Raw genomic sequence first — 22,741 nt, forward strand, 5'->3', positions numbered from 1 at the left:
CCATTCTGCCCAAATGTTAGCCACGGTTCATCGGTTGTGCAATCGCCGCAGTGTGTTAAAGGAGCGCCACTATCACGAAATTTGGCATTTTAAAGCTATTGCCGCTCCCGTTGTCCAAAATGCAGCAAAGAGAATCGCCGCAAGTCACATTTGGTGTGGTAATTGTCGCAGCGGGTCGCGGTGAACGGGCGGGTCTGTCTGATCTTGGCCCAAAGCAGTATCGATATCTGGCTTCAATCCCGGTCATCGCCCGAACGTTGGAAGCGATCCGCGCCTGGAGCGCCACCTGTCCAATCATCATCGTGCGACACGCAGACGATGGCGACCTTCTCGAACGAGCAATCGGCACCCTACTAGCGGAAACGCATGTAGTAGTCGGAGGCGTCACCCGGCAAGCTTCTGTTCGCGAAGGTCTTCTCGCGCTGACCTCCCTACCCTCGCCGCCAACCCACGTTTTCATCCATGACGCCGCACGGCCCTTTGTATCGCAAAGAATGTTGACCGACATGGTTGCTGCGATTTCGAAGGCTCCGAGCCATGGGGTCGTTCCCGCCCTCCCTATTGCGGAGACTATCAAACATGTCGATAGTAACGGACGCGTCCTCAAAACCGTCACCCGAGACGGCCTGTTTACGGCGCAAACGCCGCAAGGTTTCCATCTCGATGCGATTGTGGACGTACATCGCCGCGCTGCGCAGATATCCGATGAGCGTTTCACCGACGATGCCTCACTATTCGAGTGGGCCGATTTGCCGGTAACCATCGTCGTCGGCGATAGCCGCAATGTTAAGCTGACTTATCAGCAGGACTTCGAGGACGCTGAACGCATGTTGCTCGCCGATAAGCAACCGAAATTTCCGGACATTCGCGTTGGGCATGGTTACGACACCCACCAACTCGTGGGTGGCACTCATATCACCCTATGCGGCGTCAGTATTCCGCATCACAGGACGCTGGCCGGCCATTCCGACGCCGATGTTGGATTGCACGCGCTGACTGATGCGCTGCTTGCGAGTGTCGCCGCGGGCGATATTGGCACCCACTTCCCCCCATCCGATCCTCAATGGAGAAACGCGGCATCGCATGTTTTTCTGACCCGCGCAGCCGAACTCGTATCGGAACGTGGCGGCTGCATCACCCATTGTGACGTAACGCTCCTTTGCGAGACACCGAAAATCGGCCCGTATCGGGATGCCATGCGAACGGCGATCAGCAAGATTTTGGAGCTTGAAACCAACCGCATCTCCGTAAAAGCAACGACCAACGAAAAGATCGGTTTCGTCGGACGAGAGGAGGGTATTGCCGCGATGGCAACGGCGACCGTTGCGTTCGCAGGCTCGATAAACGCGCGGGAGGAGCAGCAAATAACGGATGACCGCCGTGGACATTGAAGCCAGATTGGAAGCCTTGCTTGCGCTTTGCAATGAGAAAGCGGTTGTGATTGCGACAGCCGAGTCGTGCACCGGCGGTCTCGTAGCCGCCACCCTGACCGATATCGCGGGGTCGTCGGCCATGGTCGATCGCGGTTTTGTTACCTACTCCAATCCTGCCAAGACGGAGATGCTTGGCGTCCCAGGGGAATTGCTCGATCGGCATGGGGCCGTTTCTGGCGAGGTTGCGAGCGCAATGGCAGAAGGCGCCCTCGCCCGCTCCAACGCCGATGTCACCATATCTGTGACGGGTATTGCTGGCCCGGATGGAGGAACAGATCTGAAGCCGGTCGGCCTTGTCTGGTTTGGCTGCGCTGCCGCGTGGGCGCCCACCTTTGTCCATAAGACGGTCTTTCCGAACAACGGCCGCGGATTCGTACGGGAGGCTGCGGTGATGGCGGCTGTGGAGATCCTGACTGAAACGATCCGGCTCGCGCCAAACGTCGAGTCCTCAGCTTAATACAGCCGGGACCTCGCCATAGATTGCATCGGCACGCTTTTGAAAGGCGTTCGAAAACATTCGAAATGCTCTCTCGAACATCGCCCCCATCAACAGGCTTAACGCACGACTCTTGAATTCATACTCGATGTAGAACAGGACATCCGACCCGCCGTCCGCCCGGTCCTCGAAACGCCATCGATTGTCCATGAACCTGAAAGGGCCCTCGACGTAGGTAACGTCGATCGCTTTTTCCTCGGGCTTCAAAAGAACCTGGCTGGTAAACGTCTCACGGATCATCTTGTAGCCAACAGTCATGTCGGCGATGAGCATAGTCTTGCCGTTGCGCTGACGCCGGTCCCGCACCTTCAGCGCCTCGCACATCGGCAGAAACTCCGGATACCGCTCGACATCCGCCACGAGGGCGAACATTTCCTCGGCAGTGTGGGGAACAGCGGTTCTGTCCTCGAATTTTGGCATACTGACGAGCGGACCTAAGCTGCCCGCAGTTTCGCGGCTCGGGCCTCTCGAAGGCGCGCAAAATCATCGCCGGCATGATGCGAAGATCGGGTCAACGGGCTTGCCGATACCATAAGAAAGCCCTTCGAGTAGGCGATTGTCTCCAGTGACTTGAACTCCTCCGGCGGCACAAAACGCAGAACTGCATGGTGCTTCTTCGTCGGCTGTAGATACTGCCCAATTGTAAGAAAGTCGACATCCGCAGACCGAAGGTCATCCATAAGCTGAAGGATCTCGTTGCGCTCCTCGCCCAAGCCGACCATGATCCCCGATTTGGTGAAAATCGTTGGGTCGATCTCCTTCACTTGCTGCAGCAGGCGGATCGAATGGAAATAGCGCGCTCCTGGCCGTACGGTCAGATAGTTGGAGGGAACCGTTTCCAGATTGTGGTTAAAAACGTCGGGCTTCGCCGTAACGACCGTCTCCAACGCATTTTCCTTGCGCAGAAAATCAGGCGTCAGGATTTCGATGGTCGTTCCCGGCGACTCGCTGCGGATTGCCTTGATCACCTCCACGAAATGTTGTGCACCGCCGTCATCGAGATCATCTCGATCGACTGAGGTGATAACGACATGTTTCAACCCCATCTGCCGGACCGCGAGCGCGACATTTTGCGGTTCGTCCGCATCGAGAGCTGACGGCCTGCCGGTCGCCACGTTGCAGAAAGCGCAAGCCCGTGTGCAAATCTCGCCCATGATCATGAATGTTGCGTGCTTCTTCTCCCAACATTCGCCGATATTGGGGCAGCCCGCCTCTTCGCAGACCGTCACAAGGTTATGCGATTTGACGATTGCTTGGGTTTCCGAATAGCCGCGGGAGGTCGGAGCCTTCACGCGAATCCAGTCCGGCTTCTTATGTACTGGCTGATCGGGCCGATGCGCCTTTTCCGGATGGCGCGTCTTCCTCGTCGTTTGTACAGTGTCCAGTATCGTGACCATCTTAATTGTCCGCGTATCGGCCCCACCGGCCGCGATCAACAGTTGAGACTCGCATGCTACATAGCAACGGCCAGGCGGAAATGCGAATTTCCACCTGGCCAATCATGTCAGTCAGGTTTCGGCAGTCAGGTGCGCCCGCGCACGAGCCGAACAACAAAAATCAGAAGGCAGGCACCGATAAAGCCGGTGATCAGATAAGCGATCCAGCCGGTGCCGAGAATTCCGATACCTAGAAGAGCAAGCAGCGCGTTCAGCACAACCGCTCCGGCAATGCCGAGCAGAATGTTCATGAGCAAGCCCATGTCGCTCTTCATGACTTTTTCCGCAAGCCACCCGGCAAGACCGCCGATTATGATGGCCGCAAGCCAACCCACTCCATTCAATTCCATGTCCGAGTCTCCAAAGTCTCTTTTCACGCTTCATGACGCAGAACGAAAAAGCGTCATCGAGTGAAAGCGCAGAGTTGTTTAAAGGTTCCAGCGCCAAGATACCAATTAACTTGCTACGGCGTGGCATAGCAAATCGATCAAGCATTCAAGACACGCCCATAGGCATCCAGAACACTCTCTTTCATCATTTCAGAGAGAGTAGGATGCGGGAAGACGGTGTGCATCAACTCTTCCTCGGTTGTCTCAAGGTTCATGGCCACCACAAAGCCCTGGATCAATTCCGTGACTTCGGCCCCCACCATGTGCGCGCCCAGCAATTGGCCCGTCTTCTTGTCGAAAATTGTCTTGATCAGGCCCTGATCCTCGCCAAGCGCAATTGCCTTGCCATTGGCGCCGAACTGAAAACGACCCACACGCACGTCATATCCCGAGTCCTTCGCCTTCGCTTCCGTTAGACCAACAGACGCGACTTGCGGATGACAATAGGTACAGCCCGGAATCTTGTCTTTTTCTATCGGATGCACCCCCGGCACGCCTGCAATTTTCTCGACGCAGATCACCCCTTCATGCTCAGCCTTGTGGGCGAGCATCGGCGGTCCGGCAACATCGCCTATGGCGTAGATGCCATCCACATTTGTTCGGCCGTACCCGTCGATCACTATGCAGCCACGGTCGGTCTTGACGCCAGTATCCTCGAGGCCGAGATCTTCGATATTGCCCTGCACCCCCACCGCAGATATCAGCCGGTCGGCCTCTATCGTTTCGGTCTTGCCGCCCTTCATCTCGATCGTCGCCCTGACCGAGTTGGAACCTTTTTCGACTTTGGTCACCTTGGCATCGGTGTGTATTTTCAATCCGTGTTTTTCAAGGCGTTTGCGGGCGAATGCGGAAATCTCCGCATCCTCGACCGGCATGACGGTCGGCATCAGTTCGACGACGGTGACGTCGCAGCCCATGGAATTGTAGAAGCTGGCAAATTCTATGCCGATCGCGCCGGAGCCCATCACGATCAGTTTTTTCGGCAGTTCCTTCGGCACCATCGCTTCGAAGTAAGTCCAGATCAGCTTTCCGTCCGGCTCGATCCCCGGCAATGCTCGCGGGCGCGCGCCCGTCGCGACGATGATGTGTCTTGCGGTGTATTCGCCCTCTCCCTTGGTGCCCTTCGGCGCGGGATGCTGTGGCTCCATTGGCTTCTTGGTGGGCTTGCCGACCGAAATCTTGCCCTTTCCGGTGAGCTTGGCCTCACCCCAAATCACGTCGACCTTGTTCTTCTTCATCAGAAAGCCCACGCCGCCATTCAACCGCGCGGAAACGCCTCGCGAGCGATCGACGACCGCCTTCACGTCCGCCGACACACTGCCTTCCAGCTTGAGACCGTAACTCTTTGCGTGAGAAGCGTAATCCATCACCTCCGCGGAGCGGAGAAGCGCCTTGGTCGGAATACAGCCCCAGTTTAGGCAGATGCCGCCCAGGTGCTCGCGCTCTACGATCGCGGTTTTCAATCCAAGCTGTGCGGAACGAATGGCGGTCACGTAACCGCCCGGGCCGGATCCAATGATGATGACGTCATAATTCTCGGCCATGGGGCTTCCACTCCTTGCTTGTCCTCATGCGGTCGCCACGCGAACCGCCAATGGGCTGCGGGAGCGGTAGGCCCTGGTGTCCCTTCAGCCGATATCGTCGGCGGCGGGCTCGGGTTTCATCAGCATCCCGTAAATCTCGTCTTTCAGCGCCATCCGGCGCTTTCTCATCTCAGTCATGCGGCTGTCATCGCATGGTTCGATATCGGTCTCGGCGCGATGAATTTCCCGGTTGATTTCGTGATAATCGTCCGTGATCCGGTGAAAGTGACCATCCGTTTCACGCAGATGCTGGATATGGCTCACGAGTTCCGGGAATTCCTCTGCCAATTCGTGCGGGACATGAGACATTAATGAACCTCCGTTTTTCGAGTGTTTCATCAAGCCTAGTACCGCCTGTTCATGCCTCCTTGATCCGTATCAACCTAAAGACCGAGCATCAGAGAAACGACCGGCGCAAGCGCCTTACCGATCGCCTTGGTATTGTCTGCGTCGAGATGAATTCCGTCGAGGGGCGTGGTTTTCGCCACAGTCGATGCATCGAAGAATCCACATTCCAGTTCGTCCGCGAGGTCACCAAACATCGATCCGAGCATGCGCGACTCCTCGACCTTCCCGGCGAACATCGCCGCGAAGTCCGGATTGGCGGTCTCACAGAATGGCGGCGGCGCAACGATCAATATCTCCGGCGTGCCGACCTCGAGCGACCAGTCGTGTCTCCGAACGAGACCGACCAGTTTCGCCATACCCTGTTTCGCGGCGATCGCCTGACCGGCAACAGCCGGCTTCAGGTCGTTTGTGCCGAGCAGGACGATGACGAGATCGATTGGCTTATGCGTTGTCAGCAGCGTCGGCAGCACACGCGCACCGTTTCGGTCTGCCTCGCCGAGATAGTCGTCAAACGCCGTCGTGCGTCCGTTCAACCCCTCGGCCGCGACGTCCACCCTTCCGCCAAGCGCCTGAGCCAGCGCAACAGGCCAGCGGTTCTCGCGCTTGTGCCGCGCGAGTGTCTTCGCGTCGTACCCCCAGGTGAGTGAGTCGCCAAAGGCCAGTACGGTCTTCACGCCGCCATCCCTAGACCAGCATGCTCATCGGGTTTTCGATATACGACTTGAACGCCGCCAACAGTTCCGCGCCAAGCGCCCCGTCGACGCAGCGATGGTCTGTCGAGAGCGTCACCGTCATCACCTGAGCGATGGCCAGTGCCCCGTCCTTCACCACCGGACGCTGCTCGCCAGCGCCTACCGCGAGAATGGTCGCATGGGGCGGATTCACGACCGCCGCAAAGTCCTTCACGCCCATCATTCCCATGTTGGAAACCGCCGTCGTGCCGCCCTGATATTCCTGCGGCTGCAGCTTGCGCTCCTTTGCGCGCTTGCCCAAGTCCTTCATCTCGTTGGAAATGACAGAGAGCGGCTTCATCTCTGCCTGCCGAATGATCGGCGTGATCAATCCACCCGGGATCGAGACGGCGACGCCGACATCGGCGTGCTTGTGCCTGACCATCGCCTCGTCCGTCCAGGAAACATTCGCGTCCGGCAAGTCGCGCAGCGCCAGCGCAAGCGCCTTGATGACCATGTCGTTGACCGACAGTTTGTACGACGGCTTGTCGTCTTTCTTGGGGGCCGCCGAGTTGAGCTCGCCGCGAAGCTTCAGCAACGCGTCGAGTTCGCAATCGACCGAGACGTAGAAATGCGGGATCGTCTGCTTGGACTCGACCAACCTTTTGGCGATCGTCTTGCGCATAGCGTCGTGTTTGACGAGTTCGTAGGAGCCCTCCTCGAACAATTTGAGGACTGCGTCTGTCGATGGTCCCGTGGCAAGCGCCGGTGCGAGTGCCGCTTCCGCTTTGGCTGCCGCGGCTGGCGCTTTTGCGCCGCCATCCGCAATCGCAGCCTCGACATCGCGCTTGACGATCCGGCCTTTCGGGCCGGACCCCTTCATCGCGGTAATGTCGACGCCTTCTGCTTTCGCGATCCGGCGCGCAAGCGGCGACGCAAAGACCTTCTCTCCCTCCTTCGTTGGCACCGGACCAGCCCTCACGTCGTCCGGAACCGGCTTGCCGTGGGCTGCACCCGTGTCCGTAGCCTTTTCGGCCGGCTTGGGCGTTGCTTCGGCGGCGGGTGGCGCTTTTTTCGCTTCCGATGTTTCGGCCTTGGCGGTCTCGGGTATGGCTGCCCCGTTTCCACCGCCGGCTGCTGCGGCATCGCTAACATCCTCGCCCTCGCCGGCGAGGATCGCGATGACCTCGTTCACCTTCACGCCTTCCGCACCCTCCGCGACCAGTATCTTGGCAACGGTGCCCTCATCAACCGCTTCCACTTCCATTGTCGCTTTGTCGGTCTCGATCTCGGCGATCACATCGCCCGAAGAAACCGTGTCTCCCTCCTTGACGAGCCACTTGGCGAGATTGCCCTCCTCCATCGTTGGGGAAAGCGCGGGCATCGTAATATTGATCGGCATAATGCTCTCCCCTTAGGCGGAATAGGTAACCGCTTTGACCGCGTCGATGACCTCGCCGACATTCGGCAGCGCCAGCTTTTCCAGATTCGCGGCATACGGCATCGGCACATCCTTGCCCGCGATGGTGATCACCGGCGCGTCCAGATAATCGAATGCCTGCCGCTGAACCTGATTAGAGATGTAGTCACCGACGGAACATTGCGGAAAGCCCTCCTCTACCGTGACAAGTCGGCCGGTCTTTTTCACGCTGGCGATTACGGAAGGCAGGTCCATCGGCCGGATTGTGCGAAGATCGATGACCTCGCATTCGATCCCCAGGCCCGCCAACTCCTCTGCGGCCTTGATGGCGTAGGTCATGCCGATTCCGAATGACACGATCGTGCAGTCGCCGCCCTTGCGATGAATGCGCGCCTTGCCGATCGGCAGAACGAAGTCGTCCATTTTCGGCACGTCGAAGGTCTGCCCGTACAGGATCTCGTTCTCGAGGAAAATGACCGGGTTCGGATCGCGGATGGCGGCCTTGAGAAGGCCCTTTGCATCCGCCGCCGTATACGGCTGGATGACCTTCAGGCCCGGCACATGGCTATACCATGCGGCATAATCCTGGCTGTGCTGCGCGGCAACGCGAGCAGCCGCGCCGTTCGGGCCCCGGAACACCATCGGCGCGCCCATCTGGCCACCAGACATATACAGCGTCTTGGCGGCAGAGTTGATGATTTGGTCGATTGCCTGCATCGCGAAATTGAAAGTCATGAACTCCACGATCGGACGGAGGCCTGTCATCGCCGCACCGACCCCCACGCCGGCAAAACCGTGCTCAGTGATCGGTGTATCGACCACGCGCTTCGCACCGAACTCGTCTAGCAAACCCTGAGTGATCTTGTAGGCGCCCTGGTATTCGGCAACCTCCTCACCCATGATGAAGACATCGCCATCGCGCCGCATTTCTTCCGCCATCGCGTCGCGCAACGCCTCGCGTACCGTCGTCGGCACCATCTCGGTCCCCTCCGGAATGTCCGGATCGCTTCCGACGTCTATTGCTTCCGGTTCGGGATGGACCTTTCCCTCTGCAGGCACTTTGCGGCTTTCCATCTCATCGGCCGGCGTTTCCGCTTTGGCTTCTTCCCCCTTGGCACCGCCGTCCGCCTTTGCAGATTCGGCGTCGATATCATCGGCGCTTTCGCCGTCCTGAAGCAGCACCGCGATACGGGTATTGACCTTCACGCCTTCAGCACCCTCGGCGATGAGGATTTTTCCAATCACTCCTTCATCGACGGCTTCCACTTCCATCGTGGCCTTGTCGGTTTCGATTTCGGCGATTACATCGCCGGATGTCACAGAATCCCCCTCTTTTTTCAACCACTTGGCCAGGTTTCCTTCTTCCATGGTCGGTGAGAGCGCAGGCATGAGAATATCGATCGGCATGTCCGCTCTCCCTTAAAGCAAGATGTCTGTGTAGAGCTCGGAAACGTCCGGCTCTGGGTTTGTCTGGGCAAATTCGGCCGCGTCACTCACGATCTCGCGAACCTCCTTGTCGATGGCCTTCAAGGCATTCTCATCAGCAAATTTCTTCTCGATAATGCGCGCCTTCACCTGCTCGATTGGATCGTGTTCCGAGCGCATCTTCTGGACCTCGTCCTTGGAACGGTATTTCGCCGGATCTGACATCGAGTGTCCGCGATAACGGTATGTTTGCATCTCCAGGATGACAGGTCCTTTCCCCGATCGCGCATATTCCAACGCCACCTCAGCGGCCGATTTCACGGCCCGTACATCCATCCCGTCCACCTGGAAGCCCGGAATTGAGAAGGAAGCACCGCGTTGCGAGAAGTCAGTTTGCGCCGACGAGCGAGTCACCGAAGTCCCCATCGCATAGCGGTTGTTCTCGACGACATAGACGACCGGAAGCTTCCATAGCGCCGCCATGTTGAAACTTTCGTAGACCTGCCCCTGGTTGGCTGCGCCATCGCCGAAATATGTGCACGAAACATTGCCGTTCTCTCGGTAGCGGTTGGCGAAGGCTAGCCCCGTGCCAAGCGACACTTGGGCGCCAACGATCCCGTGGCCGCCGTAGAAGTGCTTCTCCTTCGAGAACATGTGCATCGAGCCGCCCTTCCCTTTGGAATAGCCGCCGCGCCGCCCCGTCAGCTCCGCCATAACCCCGCGAGACTCCATCCCGGTCGCGAGCATGTGGCCATGGTCTCGATATGCAGTGATGACCTGATCGCCTTCGATCATCGCCATTTGCATGCCCGTGACGACTGCTTCCTGACCGATATAGAGGTGACAGAATCCACCAATGAACCCCATGCCATAAAGCTGGCCGGCCTTTTCCTCGAAGCGCCGGATGAGCAGCATGTCACGATAAGCTTTGAGTTCTTCATCCTTCTCGAACTCTGCCGGAGGCGGGGCTGTCAGGGATGCGCCGGATTTCCCCTTCGCCGAACCGGCAGGGGCCTTTTTGGCTCGCGTAGCCATACGTTCACTCCCTAGCTTTTGTTATTTGCCATAGGGTAGCGTAAGGAAACGTGTTGGCAACATGAAAAACAGCATGACAGCCATGCCGTAACTCACTCAAAAATATCAGTGAATAGCGATTAACCAAAATTCAGTTAAGTGGCGCCGTCGTGCAAGATTACTATCTCGGACGACCGTGTAAGTCCGAGCAAACGACGCGCCTGCTCGTCTATCATGTCACGCTCCAGCGAACCGTCGCGCAGCATGGCTGTCTTCTTTTCCAATTCACTACGACGCTTTTCTAGCATCTGCAACTCGGAACTGAGCTGCGTAATTTCCTCCGTGTAGCGTTGCTGCGAGGCGAGGCCCAGCGAGCCATTCACTGCATGATGGCTGAAATAGGCAAGAACGCCAAAAGCAAACACTGGCAGCAGCAGGTGGCGCAGAGGCGAGCGTCTATGGTGACGGGTCCACATTGAAAAGCCCCCAAAAGGTCCTCCGGGACCTTAGGGGCTCTTGGTTAAGCGGCTCTGAACAGGGCGCAGCAATTCACTGCCGTGTCGTCACGCGCGCAGGATTCCGGGCCCGGCGTAGTGCGCTAGCCTACCAAGTTCTTCCTCAATACGGATGAGCTGGTTGTATTTCGCAAGCCGATCCGAACGTGCGAGAGAACCCGTCTTTATTTGTCCGCAGTTTGTAGCCACCGCGAGATCAGCGATCGTCGCGTCTTCGGTTTCGCCGGACCTGTGGGACATCACTGCAGTGTATCCCGCCTTGTGTGCGGTTTCGACAGCATCCAGCGTTTCGGTCAGCGAGCCGATCTGGTTGACTTTCACGAGAATTGAATTTCCAACACCCATCTTGATGCCGTCACGCAACCGCGCCGTGTTCGTTACGAACAGATCGTCGCCTACCAATTGGCATTTCGAACCGATCTTTTCGGTCAGGATTTTCCAGCCGTCCCAGTCATCCTCGTGCATCCCGTCTTCGATGGAAATGATCGGATAATTGTTCACAAGTTCTTCAAGATATGCGGCGTTTTCTTCCGATGATAAGGATTTTCCCTCTCCTGAAAGTTCGTATCTGCCCTTCCTGTAATACTCCGAAGCGGCGCAATCGAGTGCCAGCCGGACGTCCTCGCCGGGCGTAAAACCCGCCGATGAAACGGCCGACATGATGAAGTCTAGCGCTTCGTTGGTTGAACGCAGATTAGGAGCAAATCCGCCTTCGTCACCGACGCCGGTATTGTGGCCCGCCTTGTTGAGTGCGGATTTCAGCGTGTGGAATATCTCGCTGCCCATTCGTACTGCATCGGTCAGGCTCTCCGCCCCGACCGGCATTATCATGAATTCCTGGATATCGATCGGATTGTCCGCATGCGCCCCACCATTAATGATGTTCATCATCGGCACGGGAAGAATGTGCGCGTTGGTTCCGCCGACGTAGCGGTAGAGAGGCATGCCACAATAAAGAGCGGCTGCCTTGGCCACAGCGAGGGAGACGCCGAGGATCGCGTTTGCGCCCAGTGAAGCCTTATTCGGTGTCCCGTCGAGTTCAATCATGGTCGCATCGATTTTCGACTGTTGTGTCGCGTCCATCCCGCCAATGGCATCGAAGATCGCACCATTGACCGCGTCCACGGCCTTGCTGACACCCTTGCCCTTGTAGCGGTCGCCACCATCCCGCAGCTCAACAGCTTCATGGGCGCCCGTTGAGGCACCGGATGGCACTGCCGCCCTCCCCATCGTTCCATCATCGAGCACCACGTCCACTTCAACGGTCGGATTGCCGCGGCTGTCGAAAATCTGACGGCCAATGATGTCAACGATTGCACTCATGCGAAAACTCCTGCTCGGGAAAATGTTACGGTGGTTGCCTTAGCGGAGCCTCTTGAAAAGTGAAACCGACTCGCATGACAAATTCATCCGTAATGATTGCGACCGACCAAATTCGCCATGCTTGCCGCGCGGGGATCGATCAGGGGCTGGATCGTTTGGCGACCTCGTCGAACGCCCTCAGCGTATCAATGAGACGTGGCATGTCGGCGAGGTGCACCATGTTGGGTCCATCAGACGGAGCATGGTCGGGATCCTGATGGGTTTCGATGAACACGCCAGCCACACCTACGGCAACGGCGGCGCGAGCGAGCGTTTCGACAAATCGGCGATCGCCGCCGCTCGATCCGCCCCGTCCTCCGGGCTGCTGAACGGAATGGGTCGCGTCGAAAATCACCGGCGCCCCGAACCCAGCCATGGTTGGCAAGGAGCGCATGTCCGAAACCAGAGTGTTATAGCCGAACGAAGTTCCGCGCTCTGTCAGGAGGACGTTCGGGTTGCCGCTATCGATGATCTTGGCGAGCACATTTTCCATGTCCCAAGGCGCAAGAAATTGCCCTTTTTTCACATTGACTACCCGGCCGGTGCGGCCGGCGGCCAGCAGGAGATCGGTCTGACGACAGAGGAAGGCCGGAATCTGCAAGATGTCCACGACTTCGGCAACTGATGCGCACTGCTCCTCCTTATGAATGTCGGTCAGCACCGGCAGGCCGAGTTGGCTCCTGATATCTGCAAACACCGGCAGTGACTGCTCAAGCCCAAGGCCGCGTTTGCCGGACAGGGAGGTACGGTTCGCCTTGTCGAAGGATGACTTGTACACCAGTCCGATGCCAGCCTTGCCGCACATCTCGTTCAATGCGCCGGCAATGTCAAAGGCATGATCCCGGCTTTCCATCTGGCAGGGTCCGGCGATCAGCGCCAGCGGGGCGGCGTTGGAAAAGCTGACATCGCCGGCTTGAACGACGCTGTTGGCGGGAAAAGGTCCGCCATTCGTTGCGGTGTTCATCAGCCTTTGTGCTCCCTGAAAGCGATAAAGCTGCCCTGTCCCGGCGCGACATCAACGATGATATCGATGCTCGACGATCGGTAAGAAACCTCATTTTCGTCGAGTACGCGCTTCGCGGCGTCCAATGACGGAACGCTCAGCACAAGCCCCTCGAACCGCAATCCTCGTTCGACGCTCTTCCGCGAAACCCCGAAGTGCACCCTCAGGCCTTCCGGTGTCATCACATTCAGTTTGCGTCTCGAAGTTTCAACTTCCAGTCCGAAAGAATGCGCTTCTGTCGTCCTGTTGCCGCTGACACACTGAAGAAAATACTGAAAATCTGTGGGATTTTGCTCACTCAGCACGACCTCGACCAATCTTGTCGCACCGTTTGGGTGGGTTTCCAACGCTGTGTAGTCGACCTCCGGGACTTTGAGGCGCTCGCAGGTAAAAAAGAACGCATCGGGACTGCGGAGATCGGCGGCAAATGCCAACAGGAACCTCGCCTGACCAGCCTCCCCCTTGCGGGTCACTACTGCGCGGGAGAAAGCGAGCAATTCACCGGCCGAGACACCCGATCTCGCAAATATGTCGTGGTCACCCTTGGCGTCTTCGGTTGCGAAGGCGACCGCTGAAAAGCCGTCCTCGCCATTGCGGAAACGAAATGCCTGGTCGCGCGCGGTGAAAACATTGCCTTCGCGGGCAGACGCCTCGCAGTCCTCGCGCTGTGCGACGGCAAGCGGCTCCAGAAACGTTCCGTCCGGGAAATAGACGCAGGCGTTTTCCGTTCCGAACGGGTGCCGCCCATCGGGTGCAACCGTGAATCCAAGCGCGGTCAAACGGTTACGCGCCGTTTCGAGGTCGACGGCGGGGAGGACGACGTGGTCGATCGTCCGTACGGGGTGCACTGAGTTCGCAGAGTCTGACATGGTGGCGTGATGTGCACGAATTGCCATATTCGTTCAAGCGTTGGTTGCCGCACGCCGCTCGCCGCCCACCTTAAGACCTGGTGTAGGAGAACCCATGCCCAAAGCATCAGGACTGATCTCAACTGCGTTCGCGCTGTTTTTTTTTGCGATCGGCGCGGTCGCGCAAGTCAACAGTCAAGCAGAAGCGCAAGACGTCATCACGCGCCAACTTGAGGCCTTTCTTTCCGGCAATTTCGACGAGGCGTACTCTTATGCCTCTCCCGATATCAAACGCATTTATCCCTCGCTGGAGGGCTTCATGTCGATGGTTAAGCGTGGTTACCTGCCTGTTCTGCGACCTGGAAATTATGCATTCGGACGCACCGAGCAGCTCGCCGACGGACGTCTCGTCTGGGAGGTCCTGATCCGTGCGCCGGACGGCAGCGACCACACTGCGGTCTATTTCATGGAGCGCCAGGAGGATGGAACGTGGAAGGTCGATGGGGTTAGTCTGCGCAGGGGCGCAGCGGGAATGACCTGAGGCAGCCGATCACAGCGGCAGCGGTGGAAGGTCGCCGCGTTCCCATTCGCTCTCCGTTCGTGCGGAAAACTCCGGGAAATTTTCCGCCTCGATCGCCTCCCGAATGCCCTGCATGAGTTGTTGATAATACGCAACGTTGTTCCAGCTCAGCAACATGCCCCCCAACGCCTCGCCGGATCGCACGAGATGATGAAGATAGGCGCGGGAATAATCGCGCGCTGCCGGGCAATCGGACTCTTCATCCAGTGGGCGAAGATCTTCGGCGTGACGAGCATTCTTCAGATTGACGCGCCCGCGCCGCGTGAACGCCAGCCCGTGACGTCCCGAACGGGTCGGCATCACGCAATCGAACATGTCGATGCCCCGCGCGACGGAGCGCAGAATATCCTGCGGTGTCCCCACTCCCATGAGATAACGTGGTTTATCGCCGGGCAGCAATGGACAGGTGGCATCGAGAACGGCGAGCATGACGTCTTGCGGCTCGCCCACAGCAAGTCCGCCGATAGCATAGCCTTTCAGGTCGAGCGCGGTGAGGGCCTTGGCGGAGGTCTCACGCAAGCGCGCGTCGTCTCCCCCCTGGACGATACCGAACATCGCCCGCGATGGCTGATTGCCGAAAGCGGTCTTACACCGCTCCGCCCAGCGAACCGAAAGTTCCATAGCCCTACGGATGGCATCCGGGTCGGCGGGCAGTGCCACGCACTCGTCGAGCTGCATTTGGATGTCCGAACCGAGGAGTCCTTGGATTTCAATCGAACGCTCCGGGGTCATTTCGTGGCGTGAACCGTCGATATGCGACTGAAAGGTCACGCCTTTTTCGCTCATGGTCCGAAGTCCCGACAGCGACATGACCTGGAATCCGCCCGAGTCTGTCAGGATCGGATGCGGCCAGCGGATGAACTCATGCAGGCCGCCTAGCCGCGCCACGCGTTCAGCCCCCGGCCGCAGCATCAGGTGATAGGTGTTGCCGAGAATGATATCGGCGCCGGCGTCGCGTACCTGGTCGAGATACATCGCCTTGACCGTTCCTAAGGTACCGACCGGCATGAAGGCAGGCGTCCGGATGTCACCGCGCGCCGTATGGACGACGCCGCGCCGGGCTGCGCCATTTTCACCCAAAAGCTCGAAAGAAAATTCCCGGCTCACAACCGCTCGTCCGTGGCCGGGAAGATCATGCTGGCATCTCCGTAGGAATAGAAACGGTACCTGGCATCGATTGCATGCTGGTACGCCCCGCGCATCGTCTCCAGACCGCTGAATGCGGCGACAAGCATGAACAGCGTTGAGCGCGGCAGATGGAAATTGGTGATTAGAATGTCGACCGCCTTGAACCGGTAGCCCGGAGTTATGAAGATATCGGTCGGCCCGGCCCAGGCTGCAACTGACCCGTCGGCACGAGCCGCGCTTTCAAGTAAGCGCAGCGAGGTCGTGCCCACCGATACGACACGTCCGCCATTCGCCCGAGCTTTGTTTAACATGTCCGCCGTTTCGGTGTTGATCTCGCCGATCTCCGCATGCATGCGATGGTCTTTCGTGTCATCAGCTTTAACGGGAAGAAATGTTCCTGCGCCGACGTGCAGCGTCACGAATGTCCTGATAATTCCGGCTTGGTCGAGCGCCTCGAACAGACGCTCCGTAAAGTGCAACCCGGCCGTCGGCGCGGCGACCGCACCTTGTTCGCGCGCATAGATCGTTTGGTAGTCCTCCCGGTCGCGATCGTCATCATCGCGTTTCGAGGCGATATAAGGCGGCAACGGAATATGCCCGAATACAGCGAGTGCCGCATCAAGATCCGCTCCGGTTCGATTGAAAGCGATCTCTGCTTCGCCATCCTCTCCTTTCGCATGCACCACGCCATCCAGCGTTTCGTCTTCGGCGGCCTCCCTGGCGTCGAACGTTATCCGGTCGCCGGTCTTGAGCTTCTTCGCGCCGCGAATGAAGGCCTTCCAACGATCCGGCGCGGTTCGCAGGTGCAGCGTCGCACCGATCCGTGCGGTTCCGCCGTCCGACCGTGTGCGAACACCTTCGAGCTGCGCCGGGATCACCTTGGTGTCGTTGAAGACCAATACGTCGCCCGCGCGCAGCAGCTCCGGAATTTGCAGGACCGTCGAATCGGAGAGCGCCTCGCCCGGCTTTACAACCAGCATGCGTGCCGAATCGCGAGGAACCGCCGGTCGAACGGCAATCCGCTCATCCGGGAGCTCGAAATCAAAGGAGTCGACGCGCATGGAAGTCTTCTTGCGGGTCTGCGCCGAAGGTCAGAGGTCTGCGGCAACTTTCATCGACACGATCGAGTCCGGATCTTTGACGGGCTCACCGCGCTTGATCTGATCGACATTGTCCATGCCTTCGACGACCTTGCCCCAGACCGTGTATTGCTTGTCCAGAAAAGATGCGTCCTCAAAGCAGATGAAGAACTGCGAATTGGCCGAATTTGGGCTCTGCGCGCGGGCCATGGAGCAGGTTCCGCGGGAATGATTTTCATCGTTGAATTCGGCCTTGAGGTCCGGCTTGGACGAACCGCCCATGCCGGCGCGTGAGGGATCGAAGCTCTTGGAGTTCTGGCCGCCGAAGCGCACGTCGCCCGTCTGTGCCATGAATCCATCGATCACCCTATGAAACACGACACCGTCATATTCCCCGGCGCGCGCCAGGTCCTTGATCCGGTCGACGTGATTGGGAGCAAGGTCGGGCCGAAGCTCTATGACCACAGTTCCTTTGGTTGTCTCCATCACGATGGTGTTTTCCGGATCGTCGTTAGCCATGAGATCGCGCCCTTCCAGTTTTGTCATGCCCGCGCCACTTATTGCGTGTCCGCCGCAATGACAACCTTCATCATGCGATCCGGATCCGCAACCGCGCCATTGTCGGCCTGTGTCCCCTTCTTGATTTTATCGACATTTTCCATGCCGCTGACGACCTCGCCGACAACTGTATATTGACCGTTGAGGAATTCCCCGTCGTCAAACATGATGAAGAATTGGGAATTCGCGGAGTTGGGATCCTGCGAACGCGCCATGCCGACAACACCACGCACAAACGGTTCGCCGGTAAATTCTGCTCGGAGGTCAGGCAGGTCCGAACCTCCAGTTCCGGCCCGGCGAGGCGCGAAGCCATCTTCCATATCGCCGAATTTCACGTCGCCCGTCTGTGCCATGAAACCGGGTATCACGCGATGAAATGCGACATTGTCGTATGCCCCGTCACGAACCAGCGTCTTGATCTGCTCGACATGCTTCGGGGCCAAGTCGGGACGGAGCTTGACGACGACTTCACCGCTGGAAAGTGAAATCACCATCGTGTTCTCGGGATCGGTCTCTTGTGCGGTCGTTATCGGAACCGCCAACGAAAAGCCGACAACGGCCGCAGCCAAAGTCATAAAGACGCGCTTCGTCAGGTTCATGGAAAATTCCTCGGTGAATAAATTGGTTCAGTCGAACTTGTTCGTGAGGGCGCGCTGAACTGCTGCCGGCACGAATGACGTCGTGTCGCCGCCCATGGACGCGATCTGACGCACTAATGTGGCGGTAATTGTACGAACCGATGGACTTGCCGGTAGGAAGACTGTCTGCAACTCCGGCGCCATCATCTCGTTCATGCCGGCCATCTGCATTTCGTAATCGAGGTCCGTCCCATCCCGCAGACCACGCACGATAGCCTTCACCCCGCACTTTCGGGCGGCGTCGACAAGCAGTCCATCGAAACTGATGATCTCAACTGCTGAAGCCTTTATGCCTTCATCTTCAATTACTTGTCGGATTAACCTCTCGCGCTCTCCGAAGTCGAAAAGCCCCTTTTTGCCGGGATGCGTACCGATGGCGACCACTGCCCGGTCGAAGATCGACAGCGTGCCTCTTAGGACATCGAGATGCCCGTTGGTGATAGGGTCGAATGACCCGCCATAGATCGCGACGTGTTCAGACATGGGCAATGCCTGTATCGCAGTTTCTCCGTTCGCGAAAGCCGTTGGGGTCAACGGAACATTATACGATCAACCGTTCTCGCACTGCACCGGGAACACGGAGACGTCTTCGAAAGAAAGAACGCCGGCCTCGGCGAACGACTTGTCGCCAGACGACTGAAAAAGCCTCAGCGAAACAACGATACCTTCGACATTCGGATCGGTGAAATCCACCAGCACTTGCCGGTCGTCCATAAATCCCTGGCCGACAATGAACGGCCGTTCGCTCCCGCTTGCGCTTGTTGACCAGGTCTCAGCGCCATCGGTCGCCGTTGCGCTGATAATCGCAAGAACAGGAAGCCTGCCGATGCCAATGTTGATCGAAGCGCCCGACCCGTCGGTCGCTGTGCACAATATGTCGCCGGTCGCACGAGCATACGAGTTGAATGCAAGAATCAGCGAGAGTGCGGAAGACAAAACCAATAGGTGGTTCGTGAAGGGCCGCATGTGTCATCTCCCGTTCATATTGCTCCCTGTAAACAATGACACGGTGTGAAAGATCGCACATCCCTCATTGCTGACATGGGGTCATATCGAAACGCCAAAAAATGGAGAGTCCGAACATGATTGCCATTTTCGCCATGACCATGATGATCGCCACTGCGGCCTTCGCCATCCCGGCTCTGTTGCCCAAGCAGGCCTCGGCCAAATAAATCCTAACCTATTCGCCGTGAGGCGAGCATCCAGAGCCCCCCGCCGATCAGGCAACTGCCCGAGATCCTTTCCACCAGTCTGATATTGCGCCGGTTCAGCCACCCGCCCGTGTGCCCGGCCGCAAATGCGTAAAGACTGTCAAACACAGTTGCGACAACTGCGAACGTCAATCCAAGAAGGACCGTCTGGAGAGCCGGATGACCGGCTGTCGATACGAACTGGGGAATGAAGGCGCCGAACAGAAATAATGCCTTGGGGTTGGACCAGATGATAATGAAACCCTGCCAGAAGTAGCCTTGCGCCGACCGCACGGGCACTGCTGGATGCACCTCCCCAAGCGCGCCGTCAGAACGCCACATCCGGATTCCGAGCCATATGAGATAGAGCGCGCCGGCGATCTTGAGATAGACGAACGCTTCACCGACAAGCGCGACTACGGTATTGAGACCGACCGCCAGAATGGCAATCATGGTGAAGAGACCGGCCTGTGTGCCTGCAACGTTCATCAGCCCCGCGCGACTGCCGGACCGCAGCGAGTTGGCTATGATTACCGTAACCGATGGCCCCGGCACGATGAACGATCAGAAAGCTTGCGAATGCAAAGGCGATCCATGCGGTGGGCTCGATCATGGCGAGGCGCATCCCTAAAATGCAAGGTCGCAAAACCAAAGCATGTCGAAAGCGTTCTTGTCACTCCTTATCGGGCTCGCCCGGACCTTCTGTATCGGGAATTTCAGAATCTCCGTTCCGGAAATCCTCATCACCATTATCGTCTGGCTCGCGAATGCGCTCCACCGAGACTACACGCTCCCCTTCAGCCGTGTTGAAAATTGTCACGCCTTTGGTGGCACGGGATGCGAACCGGATACCTTCGACAGGAACCCGGATGACCTGGCCGGAATTTGCGACGAGCATGATTTGATCTGCATCCTCAACCGGAAATGTCGAAACCAGTGGGCCGATCTCCGCGGCCTTCGAGGTATCGGTCGCCCGGATTCCCTTGCCGCCTCGTCCAGAAACCCGGAAGTCATAGGACGACGAACGCTTGCCGTACCCGAACTCGCTTACCGTCAGAACAAACTGCTCGCGCTGCGCCATTTCGGCGAACCGGTCGTCGGAAAGCACAAAGCCGGCTTCCACCGCCTCCTCCGTGGCTTCATCCGAGGGGGCAACCTCCTCTGTTTCAGAGTCGCCCTGCCGTCGAAGGGCCGAGGCCTGGCGCAGATAAGCGTTGCGCTCGTCGGCTGACGCGTTGCTGTGCCCCAGAATTGCCATGGAGATAACGCGATCACCTTCAGCCAGGGAGATACCCCGAACGCCCACCGAGTTTCGGCCCGCAAAGACCCGGATACCGGTGACCGGAAAGCGGATGCACTGCCCCAACGCAGTGGTCAGCAGCACGTCATCGCTTTCCGAGCACGTCGCGACGTTCAGGATTTCGGAGCCTTCATCATCCAGTTTCATCGCGATTTTGCCGTTGCGGTTTACCTGGACGAAGTCGGACAGCTTGTTTCGCCGAACGGTTCCGTTGGTCGTTGTGAACATGACGTCCAGCTCTGACCAACTCTCCTCGTCTTCCGGAAGGGGCATGATTGTCGTGATGCGCTCGTTGGCCTCGAGCGGCAGCATGTTGCGCAGGAACTTGCCGCGCGACTGAGGCGTGCCGATCGGCAGCCGCCAGACCTTCTCCTTGTAGACGATGCCTCGCGAGGAGAAAAACAGGATCGGCGTGTGGGTATTTGCCACGAAGAGGCGCGTCACGAAATCCTCGTCCTTGGTAGACATGCCCGATCGGCCCTTGCCGCCACGCCGCTGTGCCCGGTAGGTCTGAAGCGGTACGCGCTTGATGTAGCCCTCGTGACTGAATGTAACGACCATGTCCTCGCGGGCGATGAGATCCTCATCGTCCATGTCCGGACCGCCCTCGCCCAGTTCCGTGCGCCTTGGCGTGCCGAACTCGTCGCGCACCGCGATCAGCTCGTCTTTCACGATGCCCTGGATCCGTGCGCGAGAGGACAGAATGTCGAGAAAGTCGCGGATTTCCGCGCCGATCTTGTTCAACTCGTCAGCGATCTCGTCGCGACCCAGCCCGGTAAGGCGCTGCAGTCGCAGATCAAGAATTGCTCGCGCTTGCTCCTCGGACAATTTGTAAGTGTTATCGTCAGGATCAATGCCGTGACGTGGATCGTCGATTAGCGCGATCAACGGCGCAACATCCATTGCAGGCCACCTGCGATCCATCAACTGTTCGCGGGCTGTCGCCGGGTCCGGCGCATTGCGGATGAGATGGATAACCTCATCAATATTCGCGACCGCGATCGCAAGGCCGACCAGGACATGCGCCCGCTCCCGTGCCTTGCGCAGAAGGAACTTTGTCCTGCGGCTGACGACCACTTCGCGGAAGGCGACGAATGCGCGCAGCATATCGAGCAGATTCATCTGCTCCGGCTTGCCACCGTTCAGCGCAACCATGTTGGCGCCGAAGGAAGTCTGCAGCGGGGTATAGCGATAGAGTTGGTTCAAGACGACGTCAGCAACCGCATCCCTCTTCAACTCAACCACGACGCGGTAACCTTGGCGGTCGGATTCATCCCGAATATCGGAAATGCCCTCGATGCGCTTCTCGCGCACCAAATCGGCCATTTTCTCGATCATCCCCGCCTTGTTCACCTGATAGGGGACTTCGGTGATGACAACCGCTTCGCGCTCATTGCGGATTTTCTCGATCGATGCGCGCCCGCGCATGACAATCGAACCGCGCCCCGTCTCGTACGCCGACCGGATTCCTGCACGTCCGAGAATGATGCCACCGGTCGGAAAATCGGGACCTGGCACGATTTCCATCATCTGGGGAAGGCCGATCGCTGGATTGTCGATCAGTGCGATACATCCGTCGACAACCTCGGAAAGGTTGTGCGGCGGTATGTTCGTCGCCATTCCGACGGCGATGCCCCCCGACCCGTTGACCAGAAGGTTTGGAAACCGGGCAGGAAGAACCACTGGCTCTCGTTCGGAGGCGTCGTAATTGTCCTGGAAATCGACCGTTTCTTTGTCGATGTCTTCAAGAAGTTCGTGCGCGACTTTGTCCAGTCGGGACTCGGTATACCGCATGGCCGCCGGCGGATCGCCATCGATCGAGCCAAAGTTGCCCTGTCCGTCAACCAGCGGCACACGCAGGGACCAGTCCTGCGCCATGCGCACCATCGCGTCATAGATCGCCGAGTCGCCATGCGGGTGATATTTACCCATCACGTCGCCGACGATGCGTGAAGACTTCACATATTTGCGATTCCAGTGAAATCCGCCGACCTGCATCGCATAGAGAATCCGTCGGTGAACGGGTTTCAGACCATCGCGTACGTCAGGCAGCGCCCGGCTGACGATTACGCTCATCGCGTAATCGAGATAGGACCGTTGCATTTCTTCCAAAATGGAAATCGGCTCGATCCCGGACCCGCTGCCGGAACCATCAATAGGTGTTTCGTCGCTCAAGGATCTTATTCTTTTTTGTTGAGAATCACGGGGTTGAGACTAGCGGAATGGTCCGTCAAAAGCGAATTTTGGAGTTGTTTCCCTAGCCTTTCCAACGATTTTCCGGCGGATCGAGACTCGGGTGTTCGTGGCAGGCCGAATACCTTTTCG

The 22,741-nt window shown here is 58.1% G+C and carries 24 protein-coding genes; 3 read left to right on the forward strand and 21 right to left on the reverse strand.

Annotated elements, in window-relative coordinates:
* The first annotated feature begins 119 nt into the window (after positions 1-119).
* Together LC298_RS12935 and LC298_RS12940 are read left to right on the forward strand one after the other, a co-directional pair.
* Positions 120-1,391 carry a bifunctional 2-C-methyl-D-erythritol 4-phosphate cytidylyltransferase/2-C-methyl-D-erythritol 2,4-cyclodiphosphate synthase gene (locus LC298_RS12935; protein ID WP_131570058.1) on the forward strand — a complete coding sequence of 424 codons (1,272 nt, stop codon included), beginning with the start codon at positions 120-122 and terminating at the stop codon, positions 1,389-1,391.
* Positions 1,372-1,890, forward strand: coding sequence for a CinA family protein (locus LC298_RS12940; RefSeq protein WP_131570056.1), 519 nt, complete (start codon positions 1,372-1,374; stop codon positions 1,888-1,890). Before LC298_RS12935 ends, LC298_RS12940 begins: the two co-directional genes overlap by 20 nt.
* Here the strand turns inward: LC298_RS12940 and LC298_RS12945 are convergent.
* From LC298_RS12945 to LC298_RS13005, 13 genes are all read right to left on the reverse strand, one after another.
* The gene (locus LC298_RS12945) at positions 1,882-2,349 is read right to left on the reverse strand and encodes a type II toxin-antitoxin system RatA family toxin (RefSeq protein ID WP_131570054.1); all 468 of its coding nucleotides are present in this window, start codon (positions 2,347-2,349) and stop codon (positions 1,882-1,884) included. The genes LC298_RS12940 and LC298_RS12945 overlap by 9 nt on opposite strands.
* 14 nt (positions 2,350-2,363) lie before the next feature.
* Entirely contained in the window at positions 2,364-3,326 is a 963-nt protein-coding gene (gene lipA, locus LC298_RS12950) for a lipoyl synthase (protein ID WP_131570052.1), read from the reverse strand.
* 125 nt (positions 3,327-3,451) lie between these two features.
* Positions 3,452-3,715, reverse strand: coding sequence for a GlsB/YeaQ/YmgE family stress response membrane protein (locus LC298_RS12955; RefSeq protein ID WP_131570050.1), 264 nt, complete (start codon positions 3,713-3,715; stop codon positions 3,452-3,454).
* 137 nt (positions 3,716-3,852) lie between these two features.
* On the reverse strand, positions 3,853-5,298 hold the full coding sequence (gene lpdA / locus LC298_RS12960) for a dihydrolipoyl dehydrogenase (protein WP_131570048.1): 1,446 nt from the start codon (positions 5,296-5,298) through the stop codon (positions 3,853-3,855).
* An 84-nt stretch (positions 5,299-5,382) separates the two neighbouring features.
* On the reverse strand, positions 5,383-5,646 hold the full coding sequence (locus LC298_RS12965; RefSeq protein WP_131570046.1) for an HP1242/YdcH family protein: 264 nt from the start codon (positions 5,644-5,646) through the stop codon (positions 5,383-5,385).
* 74 nt (positions 5,647-5,720) lie between these two features.
* Positions 5,721-6,359: an SGNH/GDSL hydrolase family protein gene (locus LC298_RS12970; RefSeq protein ID WP_131570044.1), complete on the reverse strand. Its 639-nt coding sequence runs from the start codon at positions 6,357-6,359 to the stop codon at positions 5,721-5,723.
* 10 nt (positions 6,360-6,369) lie between these two features.
* The gene (locus tag LC298_RS12975) at positions 6,370-7,758 is read right to left on the reverse strand and encodes a pyruvate dehydrogenase complex dihydrolipoamide acetyltransferase (RefSeq protein WP_131570041.1); all 1,389 of its coding nucleotides are present in this window, start codon (positions 7,756-7,758) and stop codon (positions 6,370-6,372) included.
* Positions 7,759-7,770: 12 nt separating this feature from the next.
* Positions 7,771-9,183, reverse strand: coding sequence for a pyruvate dehydrogenase complex E1 component subunit beta (locus tag LC298_RS12980; protein WP_131570039.1), 1,413 nt, complete (start codon positions 9,181-9,183; stop codon positions 7,771-7,773).
* 12 nt (positions 9,184-9,195) lie between these two features.
* The gene (gene pdhA / locus LC298_RS12985; RefSeq protein ID WP_131570037.1) at positions 9,196-10,236 is read right to left on the reverse strand and encodes a pyruvate dehydrogenase (acetyl-transferring) E1 component subunit alpha; all 1,041 of its coding nucleotides are present in this window, start codon (positions 10,234-10,236) and stop codon (positions 9,196-9,198) included.
* Between the two features lie 134 nt (positions 10,237-10,370).
* Entirely contained in the window at positions 10,371-10,691 is a 321-nt protein-coding gene (locus LC298_RS12990) for an FtsB family cell division protein (RefSeq protein WP_131570035.1), read from the reverse strand.
* Positions 10,692-10,778: 87 nt separating this feature from the next.
* Entirely contained in the window at positions 10,779-12,053 is a 1,275-nt protein-coding gene (gene eno / locus LC298_RS12995; protein WP_131570033.1) for a phosphopyruvate hydratase, read from the reverse strand.
* Positions 12,054-12,192: 139 nt separating this feature from the next.
* Complete coding sequence (gene kdsA / locus LC298_RS13000; RefSeq protein ID WP_131570031.1) at positions 12,193-13,056, reverse strand: 3-deoxy-8-phosphooctulonate synthase; 864 nt, start codon at positions 13,054-13,056, stop codon at positions 12,193-12,195.
* Positions 13,056-13,964, reverse strand: coding sequence for a VOC family protein (locus tag LC298_RS13005; protein WP_131570029.1), 909 nt, complete (start codon positions 13,962-13,964; stop codon positions 13,056-13,058). Before LC298_RS13005 ends, kdsA begins: the two co-directional genes overlap by 1 nt.
* Positions 13,965-14,058: 94 nt before the next feature.
* Here LC298_RS13005 and LC298_RS13010 point away from each other — a divergent pair, with 94 nt between their 5' ends.
* A complete protein-coding gene (locus LC298_RS13010) occupies positions 14,059-14,484 on the forward strand; it encodes a DUF4864 domain-containing protein (protein WP_131570027.1) in 426 nt (141 codons plus the stop codon).
* A gap of 9 nt (positions 14,485-14,493) precedes the next feature.
* Here the strand turns inward: LC298_RS13010 and tgt are convergent, their stop codons facing one another.
* The 8 genes from tgt to gyrA all read right to left on the reverse strand — a co-directional run bounded on the left by tgt (position 14,494) and on the right by gyrA (position 22,591).
* The gene (gene tgt / locus LC298_RS13015; RefSeq protein WP_131570025.1) at positions 14,494-15,630 is read right to left on the reverse strand and encodes a tRNA guanosine(34) transglycosylase Tgt; all 1,137 of its coding nucleotides are present in this window, start codon (positions 15,628-15,630) and stop codon (positions 14,494-14,496) included.
* On the reverse strand, positions 15,627-16,712 hold the full coding sequence (gene queA / locus LC298_RS13020; RefSeq protein ID WP_131570023.1) for a tRNA preQ1(34) S-adenosylmethionine ribosyltransferase-isomerase QueA: 1,086 nt from the start codon (positions 16,710-16,712) through the stop codon (positions 15,627-15,629). Before queA ends, tgt begins: the two co-directional genes overlap by 4 nt.
* A gap of 30 nt (positions 16,713-16,742) precedes the next feature.
* A complete protein-coding gene (locus LC298_RS13025) occupies positions 16,743-17,249 on the reverse strand; it encodes a peptidylprolyl isomerase (protein ID WP_131570281.1) in 507 nt (168 codons plus the stop codon).
* 38 nt (positions 17,250-17,287) lie between these two features.
* Positions 17,288-17,887: a peptidylprolyl isomerase gene (locus LC298_RS13030; RefSeq protein WP_428977561.1), complete on the reverse strand. Its 600-nt coding sequence runs from the start codon at positions 17,885-17,887 to the stop codon at positions 17,288-17,290.
* Positions 17,888-17,914: 27 nt separating this feature from the next.
* Complete coding sequence (gene coaD / locus LC298_RS13035; RefSeq protein ID WP_131570021.1) at positions 17,915-18,409, reverse strand: pantetheine-phosphate adenylyltransferase; 495 nt, start codon at positions 18,407-18,409, stop codon at positions 17,915-17,917.
* Between the two features lie 66 nt (positions 18,410-18,475).
* Positions 18,476-18,892 carry a hypothetical protein gene (locus LC298_RS13040; protein ID WP_131570019.1) on the reverse strand — a complete coding sequence of 139 codons (417 nt, stop codon included), beginning with the start codon at positions 18,890-18,892 and terminating at the stop codon, positions 18,476-18,478.
* A 209-nt stretch (positions 18,893-19,101) separates the two neighbouring features.
* Complete coding sequence (locus tag LC298_RS13045) at positions 19,102-19,671, reverse strand: LysE family translocator (RefSeq protein ID WP_131570017.1); 570 nt, start codon at positions 19,669-19,671, stop codon at positions 19,102-19,104.
* Positions 19,672-19,789: 118 nt separating this feature from the next.
* Positions 19,790-22,591: a DNA gyrase subunit A gene (gyrA, locus tag LC298_RS13050; RefSeq protein WP_223385661.1), complete on the reverse strand. Its 2,802-nt coding sequence runs from the start codon at positions 22,589-22,591 to the stop codon at positions 19,790-19,792.
* Positions 22,592-22,741 lie beyond the last annotated feature (150 nt).

It is taken from the genome of Oricola cellulosilytica, from assembly GCF_019966575.1.
Lineage (GTDB): Bacteria > Pseudomonadota > Alphaproteobacteria > Rhizobiales > Rhizobiaceae > Oricola > Oricola cellulosilytica.